The following is a 10,494-nucleotide window of genomic DNA, read 5'->3' on the forward strand; positions in this document are numbered from 1 at the left end:
GACGCCGCGCGGGCGAATCAGCGAACGGCGGCGGCGCAGTTTGAATAAAGCGCGGAAAAACCAGATAGGCCTATCCGGTGACATGGCCCTACTGGGCGAATTTTGGCAGGTATTAACCGAGAATTTGGCGCGAAAACATGGCACCGGGCCGGTTCATAGCTTGAGCGAAATCACGATGCTCGCCGAGCGTTTTCCCGATCAAATTCAAATCGTTTGCGGCACCCACCAAGACCAAGTCGTCGCCGGCGTTTTATTGTTTATCACCGCGACCTGTATTCATACTCAATATATCGCCGCGAATGACATCGGCTATCAATTTTCCGCACTGGACGCGGTGTTCGACTTCTGCATTACCAAGGCCGTCAGCGACGGAAAGCGTTGGCTCGACTTTGGTATCTGCAACGAGCAGGCCGGCAAAGTGCTGAATGAGGGACTTTATAAATTCAAAACGGAATTTGGCGGAGGAGGAACCGTACATGAGTTCTTCGAGATCCCATTAACCGGAGAAGAAAATGTCGATTAACGATTGCAAAATCATCGAATTACCCCGCATCCCGGATGCCCGCGGCAACTTGACCTTTATCGAGGCGGGGCGCCATGTTCCGTTCGAGATCAAGCGCACCTATTACCTATATGACGTTCCCGGCGGCGCCACGCGCGCCGCGCATGGTCATAAGACATTACAGCAACTGATGATCGCGATGTCTGGCAGCTTTGACGTAACCTTGGACGACGGCTTCGAAAAGAAACTGTTTCATTTAAACCGCTCCTATTACGGCTTATATATCGCCCCCGGCATGTGGCGCGACTTGGACAATTTTTCATCCGGCGCGGTCTGCTTGGTCCTGGCTTCGGAGTTTTACACCGAAGAAGATTATTACCGCGACTACGACGTCTTCCTGAAGGCCGCTAGAGAAAAGCGCCGATGATTCCGTTTCTGAATTTAAAAACGCCGAATCTGGCTTTGCAAAACGAGTTTGAGCAAAGCTTGAAACGCGTCTTGGCCTCCGGTTGGTTCATTCTCGGCGAAGAAGTCGAGCAGTTCGAAGCGGAATTCGCCAGGTATTGCGAAGCCGAACATTGCGTGGGCGTCGGTAACGGACTCGATGCATTAGCGTTGGCACTTTCCGCCCAAGGAATAGGCGTCGGCGATGAGGTCATCGTACCGTCCAACACGTTTATTGCAACCTGGTTGGCGGTTACCCGCACCGGAGCGACCATCGTCCCGGTCGAGCCCGATGCTCGCACTTACAATTTGGCCCCGTCCCGTATCGAAGCGGCGGTGACCTCGCGCACTCGAGCCATCATTCCAGTCCATCTGTACGGCCAGGTTGCCGATATGGATGCCATTATGCGCATCGCCGATAAGCACCAGCTGTTCGTTCTGGAAGATGCCGCACAAGCGCAAGGCGCGTTATATTACGGCAAAAAAGCCGGTAGCCTGGGCCATGCGGCCGCCACCAGCTTCTATCCCGGCAAGAATTTAGGCGCGCTCGGCGATGCCGGCGCCGTGGTCACCAACGATAGAGAATTGGCCGAAAAAATTCGGCGACTTCGCAATTACGGCTCCACGATCAAATACCAACACGACACACTGGGTCAAAACAGCCGCCTGGATGAATTACAAGCCGCTTTCTTACGTGTCAAACTCAAGGTATTGGATGAAAACAATCGGCAACGGCGAGAAATCGCACGCCGCTACCACGTCGGATTCGACAGCCTGATTCAGCGAAATTCAAATCTAATCCGGCCGTTTGTCCCGGACTGGGCGGATCCGGTTTGGCACTTGTACGTCGTATTAAGTCCCCAACGCGACGCCTTACAGCAGCATTTGCAGGCCGCCGGAATTGGCACGATGATTCACTACCCTATTCCTCCGCATCGCCAGGCTTGTTATCCTGAGTTTGCCGAATTTTCATTGCCGATTGCCGAGAAACTTGCTCAAGAGTGCCTGAGCCTACCCATGTGGCCAGGCATGCTCGACACCGAAGTGGACACGGTTATCGATGCCATCGCCGGCTTTCACCACTAACACACGTCCGGTTCGAAGCTCTCGGTGCGGCTAAGCCAGCCGAGAGTTCGCCGGAATTACCGGGATATACCCAAGCGTGATAACCAAAATCGCGCGGCTATTTTTCAGGGTTCGGGACTGAAGAAGCTTGCACCGGCTTCTCCAACCAAGTATTGACTTCCTGCAAATTTTCCTCGCTGATAGCGCCGATGGCCTGTAAAAATCTGAAGCGATTTTTAATATAAGCGTATTTGCTCTGCAACAAATCGCGCTTGGCTCGAAACTCGGTTTGCTGGGCGACTAAAACGTCACCGATGGTGGCAACACCGTATTTATAGGCACTCTGCATCGCATCGTGGGACTTTTGAGCGGATTCCAACGCCTTGATCGAAGCCTTAATCCGCCTGACGTTGGCGTTCGACGTCAAAAACGCATCGCTGGTTTCCTTGACCACGGTCCGCAGCTTTTCTTCCTCGGCGTGGCGATTCAGTGCCAAGCGGCTCTCCGCTTCGCGAACCTGATGCATGGTCGTACCGCCGCTAAAGATCGGCACGTTGACGTTAATCGCCGCGACTTGAGTTTGGGTTTGACTCGACAGCAGAGTACTTTGATAACCGGTGTTGGTATCGTAGTAATTAAGCTGCAGGTCGACCACCGGTAGGTGGCGGGATTTCTGGGCGACGAGGTCGTTGTCGGCCGCCTCGATGGCTTTCTGCTGCGCGGCCAGGGCCGGATTATCGTTTGTTGCCACGGCGATCCAGTCGTCCAACTTACCTTCCAATTCCTTGTATTCAATGTTTTCGCGCAAGGTTAGTAGACTGTCCGGCTCCTGGTTGGTCAACTCCCTCAAGTTTTGCTTAGCCGAGGAAACCAAGCTTTCGGCTTCGATTTGGTCAGCCTCGATTTTATCCAGTTGCGCTTCGACCTCGTAAACATCGGTGATTTTGACTAACTGCTTGGCAAACCGCTTTTGCACCTGCTGCAATTGCTGTTGAATCGCAAGCTTCTCGGTTTGAATGAAGCGAAGTTGATCCTCCGCTTCCAAAACGCCAAAGTAGCGTTCAACGACACTGAACATTAAAAGATTGCTCACATCGGTGCGCTCGAGTTCGTATTGCGATTCGGCTACCCGCGCCCGCCGCCAGGTCCAGAATTTGGCAAAATCGATCAGTGTCTGATTCAGCGACAGATAATAACGAGTGCCCGAATAACTCAAATCGCTATTTCGCACGTTCAACCGATTTTCCGACCAATTCGCGGTTCCGGTAACTTGCGGCAGCATTTGGCCCAAGGCTTGGCCGGTTTGCGCAGCGCCGATATCAACTTTGACGTCGGCCGACTTAAGCGACGGTGCCGCCTGCAATGCTTGCTGATACACCGTCAGCAAGTCGTCGGCGCATGCCCGACCCGCCAACGTAACAGCCAAGCCCAATAAGATCAACTTAGTCGAGCGCATCGATCAATCCTCTCGGAAAGCCCGCGCGAACGCGTCGGTGATGGGTTGCATCAGATACTCCACGACGGTGCGCTCGCCGGTCCGGATCATCACCTCCACCGGCATGCCGGGTACCAATTCCAGGTTTTTCAGCTTTTGCAAGCTCTCCGGCGTCAATTCCACCTCGGCCTGATAATAGGCTGCGTCGGCCTTTTCATCGACGAAACGATCGGCCGAAATATGAATAACCTTACCTTCGGTAGTCGGCGTCAACGCTTGTTTAAAGGCACTGAACCTGACCTCGGCGACCAAGCCCAACCGTATCCGATCGATGTCCAACGGCGATACCCGCGCATCAATGATCAAATCTTCTTGTTGCGGCACGATGTCGAGTATTGGACTGCCAGCCATCACCACGCCGCCCTGGGTATGTATCGCCAAACCCATCACCCGCCCGCCAACCGGAGCCTTGATCTCTATCCGGCTAACCTTGTCGGCGGTCGCCGCCAAGCGTTGATTAACGTCGAATAGCTGGGATTGAACTTCGCTCAATTTCTCGGACACCTCTTCTTGAAACTTCTTTTCAAGCTGCAGTATCTCCAGCTTGGTTTCGCCGATCTGAATTTCGGCGGCCGCGATCTGCGATGTTAACGAAGCGATGTCACCCGAGTTACTGGCATGATTGCGTTCGGTGTCACGCAAGCGTTGTTTGTCGGCAAACCCCTCGGCCAACAACTCTTTTAAATCCTTCGCCTCTTCGCCGTAAGACTCGGACAATGCTTGCTTGCTCTGGCGCTGACCTTTAATCCCGACGATTTGGGTACTGAGCTGGTTGATCTTTTGTTTCAGAACCGAAATTTGCCCTTCGAAGGCCACACGCCTGGCTGAAAATAGCTCGGTCTCGCTAGTTCTGGCTTCCGCGACGCGGCTATCGTCCAAGCGGCTCAAATTGTCGGGGAATTCAATGCGGGCTTTCCGATCGCGCTCGGCTTCCAATCGGGCCAATTGCGCGGACAGCGTGATCGATTGCCCTCGAAGTACTTCCAATTGCGAGCGGGCTTCGGTACCGTCAAGTGTCAACAAGGTATCCCCTTCTCGAACGATGTCGCCGTCCTTGACGAAGATCTGATGCACGATGCCGCCGTCCAGGTGCTGCACGGTTTTACGGTGAGATTTGACGGTGATGACGCCGGAGGCCAACGCCGCCCCGTCGATCGGCGCCCAATAACTCCACAGCGCGAATAAACTAAACGCCACTAACAAAATGATGACGCCGATCAGGCGTATCGGCCTATCGTCGACGACCGGTGTCATTACGGCGCTCGGTTTGACGGACGGGGACAAATTCTTCACATCCATGGGCGGGAAAAGCGGTCGATACCGGTCACGACGCTTGCGACTGGGCTTGTTGTTGCAAATGGGCGAGCACTTGGTCTCGCGGCCCGTAAACCGCCAACTTGCCTTCATTCAAGATCATTAACTTATCCACGTTGGACAAAACGCTGTTTCGATGGGTAATCAGAATCACGGTAGCCCTCTTTTGTTTCAGCAAAACCAGCGCTTGAGCCAGCGCCTGCTCGCCTTGTTCGTCCAAATTCGAATTGGGTTCGTCGAGCACGACGACGACGGGCTCACCGTAAAGCGCGCGCGCCAACCCGATACGTTGGCGCTGGCCGCCCGACAAAGCGCCGCCGTTTGCGCCGATGACGGTGTCGTAGCCGTTGGGCAAATGCAATATCAGGTCATGCACGCCGGCCATTTTCGCCGCCTCGACGACTTTAACCGCGTCGACTTCGCCAAACCGGGCGATATTTTCACCGATCGTGCCTTCGAACAATTCTATATCCTGCGGCAAATAACCTAGGTAAGGCCCCAATTCATTGCGATTCCAGGCATGGACATCGGCCTGATCCAGGCGGATCTTCCCACCGGAGGTGGGCCAGATGCCGAGCAAGGCGCGAGCCAACGTCGATTTACCGGCGCCGCTAGCGCCGAGAACGCCGACGATGTCGCCGGCATTGATCGCTAAGCTTATCCCTTTGATCACCGGCGCGTTAGCGCCGGGCGGCGTTACGACGGCGCCCTCCAACTGAAAACTGCCGCGCGGTGTAGGTAAGGTCATTCGCGTGGGTTCGGCGGGAATCCGCTGCAAGATTTCATTCAACCGCCGATATTGACCGCGCGCATTGACAAATCCCTTCCAGTTGGCGATCAACATGTCGATAGGCGCGATCGAGCGCCCCAACAATATCGAACCGGCGATCATCAATCCGGGGGTGATTTCTTTTTGTATCACCAGATAAGCTCCCAAGCCCAAAATGAGCGACTGCGACGCCAGCCTGATTACCTTCGAAAACGCCCCGACCAAGCCGGCGCGCGAACTCGCAAGTCCTTGCAAAATCAAAACGTGGTTAGCGGCCGCCAGCCAGCGCTGTTTGATATTCTCGGCCATGCCCATCGATTCGATTACTTCGGCATTGCGGAGGTTTTTATTCACCAAGGCCCGTCCGGCTATCGCCACTTTGTTGGCTTCATCCAGGGTGGCGGCGGTGACTTTTTCGTTGACGACGGCAATCAAGACCATCAAAACTGCCGTCGCGACTGCAAACCAACCATATAGCGGGTGAAAAATGAACATCACGCCGAGATAGATCGGCATCCACGGCGCATCGAAAAATGCGAACAAGCCATTGCCGGTCAAAAATTGACGCAACGCGGTCAGATCGTCTAGCGGCTGTGATGTCGCCCTCTGTCCGCCGGAATACAGCGCTTGTTTGTAAGCGACCTGAAACAATCGTTCGTTTAACAGCAGCTCCAAACGGCTACTGACACGCACCAGTATTTGGGAACGAACCCATTCCAAACCGCTCATCGTCGCGAACAAAATCAACATGATCAAGCTCAACATCAGCAAGGTCGACAGATTTCCGGTCGCCACCACTCGGTCATATACTTGCAGCATATACAACGGCGAGGTCAACATCAACATATTGATAATCAAGCTAAAACCGGCGGCGGATAAAAAAGCCCCTTTACAGAGTTTAAGAGCAATTTGAATGTCGGTGGGTTGGGAAATGCTCACGACGCGTTGAAAGAATACTGGCCAAAGTTAGCCCTCCAAGAGTAGCATGATTTTGGCTGTTACCTAGGGAATGTTGTTTTTTACCTACGCAACGGGACGTCTCCGCCACTTGACGATAAAAAGCCGCCGAATTTCGGTGAAAAAAAACCGGCGTCCCGAAAAGAGTACGCCGGCTTTGGGTGCCGTCAAGCGGGATTAGCCCTGCTTGCGCAAGTACTTCTCGACACCGGTCGTTCTGGTATAGCTAACTTCGTCGGATTGTAACGCCTGTCTGGCTACGTATTTTGACACGCCTGACACGCTAGGCACCTCTCTATCCGCTACTTCCTGCTTGGCCATGTATTTGGCGACCCCAGTCACTTCGCCGGCGGCCTTTTCTTCGACGGCGTGTTTCGCAAGATATTTGGAAACCGAACTCACCACCACCTCGGGCTTGACTTCCAGCCGCTGCTTGGCGACGTACTTGGCAACACCGGTCAATGTCGGCAATTGTTTGGCTAAGACGGATTGCTTGGCTAAATAACGCGCCACGCCGGTAACCGGCGCGGCCTGACTTTGCAGCTGCAATTGTCTGGCCAAATATTTAGCGACACCGGTTGGCTTCGGCGCCAGTTCGGCCGCCGCGGATTGACGGGCCAGATAGCGATCCACCGCCGAACCTTCGACAATGACTTCGGCGGCAAATGCGATTTCCTCGGCTTGTTCCTGCTTCATCAATGCCTCCGCCTTTTCAGCTTGCAATTTGGCTTCCGCTTCGGCGTAGCGAGCCACCAAAGCCGACGCCGCAGCTTTACGCGCAGCCAACTCCTGTTCGGCAACGAATTTGGCGACCCCGGTTAACGGCGCCTGCTCTTTCAATAACTTGTCTTGCCGAGCCAGATATTTTTCGACGCCGCTCAAAACAGGTACATCCTTGGAAACCAGCGCCTGCTTAGCCAAGTACTTGCTAACGGAGGTTGCCGCCGGCACATCCTTAGCCGCCAAGTCTTTTTTTAGCACGTATTTAGCGACGCCAGTCACCGCTGGAGATTCGGCCATATTTTGCCGAATAACATATTTGGCAACCCCGGTTACCGAATGGTCTTCCCTATCGTGCATGGTAACGTATTTGGATACGCCGGTAATCGGCGCGGCCTTGGACTGGATTGATTCCTTGATCAGATACTTAGCGACTCGGGTAACCGGATGTTCAGCTTGCAGACTCAAATACTTTTCGACACCGGTCGGTACCGGCTCGGGCTCGACAACCTCGACGGCTTCGACGACCTCCTCCTCAATCACTTCTGCTTCGGCCTCCGCTTCCGGCTCGACCGCCGCCGGCTCAAGAGCCGCCAGATAGCGAGCCACGCCGGTCAATGCCGGTTCGTCGTCGGCCGTTTGCGGCTCCAGCCGTTGTAGGTAACGCGCCACGCCGGTCAATTGCGTGCCTCCGTCTTCGCTATTACCCTCGGAGGTACCGCCACCGCCAGGCTTATCGAAGAAAAAGCTCGGCAACAAGCCGAATAAGCTATTCATCAAACTATTATTTGCCATTTGAGAATACTCCTGAATGTTATCGTTGTTATTTTAATCGACCGGTCAACCTGAACTGGCCGGTTGGATTAACCCGAACCGCGCAGCAAGCCTGGCCCGCCGAACTGAGTATTACGACCCGGTGCCGCTAAACACGACTTTGGGTTGAAAGCTGGAGGCCGGATATTTGGGATCGGCTTCCGATTGCGTCTGCGCCTGCTGATTGACGCACGGCACCGCTGCGGCGCTTGTCGGAGCCGAGCTCGCGGTCGGCGCGGCTTCGGCAAGCGCCGGATCGCGGTAAACCACCTTGGGCTGAAAATCGGCCGCCGGATAGTCCTGGGCCTGCGCGGCCGCGGCGGTTAACAGTAACGCAACGAAAAATCCCCGTTTCAATTCCACGCTTTTCATAGTGCTCACCTTCCTCTTCCGTATGAATCGCCCCTGCCCGGCGGACAGGGACGTTTGACAAGTTACCGGCTATTAAAGCACGGCTTCCACATTAGCGACGACATTATCCACGGTAAAGCCGAACTCCTTGAAGAGTTGGCCGGCCGGGGCCGATTCGCCGAAGCGGTCCAGGCCCACGACTCGGCCTTGGCTGCCCGCGTATTTCCACCAGCTGTCGGTCACGCCGGCTTCGACTACCACGCGCGCGGTCACGCTCGGCGGCAGTACGCTGTCTTTGTACGCCTGATCTTGCGCTTCGAACACGTTGGTCGACGGCATGGACACCACGCGGATGTTTTTGCCTTTGGCGCTCAACGCTTCGGCCGCTTTCGCCGCCAGTTCGACTTCGGAGCCGGTGGCGATGATGATGGCGTCCGGATTGCCTTCGCCGCTCAGGATGTAGCCGCCTTTGGCGATCGCGTCGATCTGGGCTTGGCTGCGCGGCATGTGCGGCAGGTTTTGCCGGGAGAAGATCAGGGTGCTCGGGCCGTCGGTGCGTTCGATCGCGGCTTTCCAGCTGACCGCCGATTCCACCGCGTCGCACGGACGCCAGACTTGCATGTTGGGGATCATGCGCAGCGTGGCGGTTTGTTCGATCGGTTGGTGGGTCGGGCCGTCTTCGCCCAGACCGATGGAGTCGTGGGTGTAGACGAAGATGGTCGGCGCTTTCATCAGTGCGGCCATCCGCAACGCGTTGCGGGCGTATTCGCTGAACATCAGGAAGGTGGCGCCGTAGGGCTTGAAGCCGCCGTGCAGGGCGATGCCGTTCATGATGGCGCTCATGCCGAATTCGCGGACGCCGTAGTAGGCGTAGTTGCCGTCGTATCCGCTGGCGTTGATGTCTTTGCAGCCTTTCCACAGGGTCAGGTTGGAACCGGCCAGGTCGGCGGAGCCGCCCAAGAGTTCGGGCAACAGCGGGCCGAAGCCGTTCAGGGTATTTTGCGAGGCTTTGCGGCTGGCGATGGTTTCGGCTTTGGCATTGACGTCGGCGATGAAGGCATTGGCTTTTTCGCTCCAGTCGCCGGGCAGTTGGCCTTTGACCACGCGGCGTTCGAATTCGGCGGCCAGGGCCGGATGCGCGGCTTGGTAGGCGGCGAATTGGGCGTTCCAGGCGGCTTCGCGTTCGGCGCCCTTGGCTTTGGCGTCCCATCCGGCGTAGATGTCGGCGGGGATTTCGAACGGGGCGTGCGGCCAACCGAGTTTTTCGCGGGTGGCGGCGACTTCGGCTTCACCGAGGGCGGCTCCGTGGCATTCTTCCTTGCCTTGTTTGTTCGGCGAGCCGAAACCGATGATGGTTTGGCAGCAGAGGATGGAGGGCTTATCGGTGACGCTTTTGGCGGCCTCGATGGCTTTCTTCACGGCTTCCGGGTCGTGGCCGTCGACTTTGGGGATGACGTGCCAGCCGTAGGCTTCGAAGCGTTTCGGGGTGTCGTCCAGGAACCAGCCGTGGACGTCGCCGTGGCCGCGCACTTCGCCGTCGATGGAGATGTTGTTGTCGTCGTAGATGGCGATCAGTTTACCCAGGCCCATGGAGCCGGCCAGCGAGCAGGCTTCGTGGGAAATGCCTTCCATCAAGCAGCCGTCGCCCAGGAACACGTAGGTGTGGTGGTCGACGATGTCGTGGCCGGGACGGTTGAATTGACCGGCCAGCGCGCGTTCGGCGATGGCGAAACCGACGGCATTGGTGATGCCTTGGCCCAAGGGGCCGGTGGTGGTTTCGACGCCGTCGGTGTAGCCGTATTCCGGGTGACCCGGCGTTTTGGAGTGCAGTTGCCGGAACTGTTTCAACTGGTCGATCGGCAGGTTATAGCCGCTCAGGTGCAACAGCGAGTAAATCAGCATGGAGCCGTGACCGTTGGACAGGACAAAGCGGTCGCGATTCGGCCATTTGGGGTTGGTGGGGTTGTGGCTCAGAAAATCGTTCCACAATACTTCAGCGATGTCGGCCATGCCCATCGGCGCACCAGGGTGGCCGGAGTTGGCTTTTTGGACGGCGTCCATGCT

9 protein-coding genes are annotated in these 10,494 nt (G+C 56.1%); 3 read left to right on the top strand and 6 right to left on the bottom strand.

The window, feature by feature from the left end; translation table 11 throughout:
* The 3 genes from BJL95_RS16230 to BJL95_RS16240 all read left to right on the top strand — a co-directional run.
* Positions 1-523, top strand: a 523-nt coding sequence (locus BJL95_RS16230) for a GNAT family N-acetyltransferase (RefSeq protein ID WP_139306289.1), incomplete at its 5' end; no start/stop codon positions are given.
* A complete protein-coding gene (locus BJL95_RS16235) occupies positions 513-929 on the top strand; it encodes an FdtA/QdtA family cupin domain-containing protein (RefSeq protein WP_064031731.1) in 417 nt (138 codons plus the stop codon). The genes BJL95_RS16230 and BJL95_RS16235, both read left to right, overlap by 11 nt.
* A complete protein-coding gene (locus tag BJL95_RS16240; RefSeq protein ID WP_071159412.1) occupies positions 926-2,032 on the top strand; it encodes a DegT/DnrJ/EryC1/StrS aminotransferase family protein in 1,107 nt (368 codons plus the stop codon). Before BJL95_RS16235 ends, BJL95_RS16240 begins: the two co-directional genes overlap by 4 nt.
* A gap of 97 nt (positions 2,033-2,129) precedes the next feature.
* Here BJL95_RS16240 and BJL95_RS16245 read toward each other — a convergent pair whose 3' ends face one another.
* From BJL95_RS16245 to tkt, 6 genes are all read right to left on the bottom strand, one after another.
* Positions 2,130-3,467, bottom strand: a complete 1,338-nt coding sequence (locus BJL95_RS16245) for a TolC family outer membrane protein (RefSeq protein ID WP_071159414.1) — start codon at positions 3,465-3,467, stop codon at positions 2,130-2,132.
* A gap of 3 nt (positions 3,468-3,470) precedes the next feature.
* Positions 3,471-4,760, bottom strand: coding sequence for an HlyD family type I secretion periplasmic adaptor subunit (locus tag BJL95_RS16250; protein WP_254786831.1), 1,290 nt, complete (start codon positions 4,758-4,760; stop codon positions 3,471-3,473).
* Between the two features lie 70 nt (positions 4,761-4,830).
* On the bottom strand, positions 4,831-6,528 hold the full coding sequence (locus tag BJL95_RS16255; protein WP_071159418.1) for a type I secretion system permease/ATPase: 1,698 nt from the start codon (positions 6,526-6,528) through the stop codon (positions 4,831-4,833).
* A gap of 195 nt (positions 6,529-6,723) precedes the next feature.
* Positions 6,724-8,061, bottom strand: a complete 1,338-nt coding sequence (locus BJL95_RS16260; protein ID WP_071159420.1) for a hypothetical protein — start codon at positions 8,059-8,061, stop codon at positions 6,724-6,726.
* 111 nt (positions 8,062-8,172) lie between these two features.
* The gene (locus tag BJL95_RS16265) at positions 8,173-8,451 is read right to left on the bottom strand and encodes a hypothetical protein (RefSeq protein ID WP_064031736.1); all 279 of its coding nucleotides are present in this window, start codon (positions 8,449-8,451) and stop codon (positions 8,173-8,175) included.
* A gap of 72 nt (positions 8,452-8,523) precedes the next feature.
* Positions 8,524-10,494 (bottom strand): transketolase (tkt, locus tag BJL95_RS16270; RefSeq protein WP_254786659.1); only part of this gene is annotated, 1,971 nt, incomplete at its 5' end.

This window comes from Methylomonas sp. LWB, assembly GCF_001856095.1.
GTDB classification, from domain to species: Bacteria; Pseudomonadota; Gammaproteobacteria; order Methylococcales; family Methylomonadaceae; genus Methylomonas; species Methylomonas koyamae_A.

Bases quoted from the DNA above. Each gene is read 5' to 3' on its own strand.
- BJL95_RS16250 (WP_254786831.1), bottom strand. From the start codon at position 4,760: ATGACACCGGTCGTCGACGATAGGCCGATACGCCTGATCGGCGTCATC.
- BJL95_RS16260 (WP_071159420.1), bottom strand. From the start codon at position 8,061: ATGGCAAATAATAGTTTGATGAATAGCTTATTCGGCTTGTTGCCGAGC.
- BJL95_RS16240 (WP_071159412.1), top strand. From the start codon at position 926: ATGATTCCGTTTCTGAATTTAAAAACGCCGAATCTGGCTTTGCAAAAC.
- BJL95_RS16265 (WP_064031736.1), bottom strand. From the start codon at position 8,451: ATGAAAAGCGTGGAATTGAAACGGGGATTTTTCGTTGCGTTACTGTTA.
- BJL95_RS16235 (WP_064031731.1), top strand. From the start codon at position 513: ATGTCGATTAACGATTGCAAAATCATCGAATTACCCCGCATCCCGGAT.
- BJL95_RS16245 (WP_071159414.1), bottom strand. From the start codon at position 3,467: ATGCGCTCGACTAAGTTGATCTTATTGGGCTTGGCTGTTACGTTGGCG.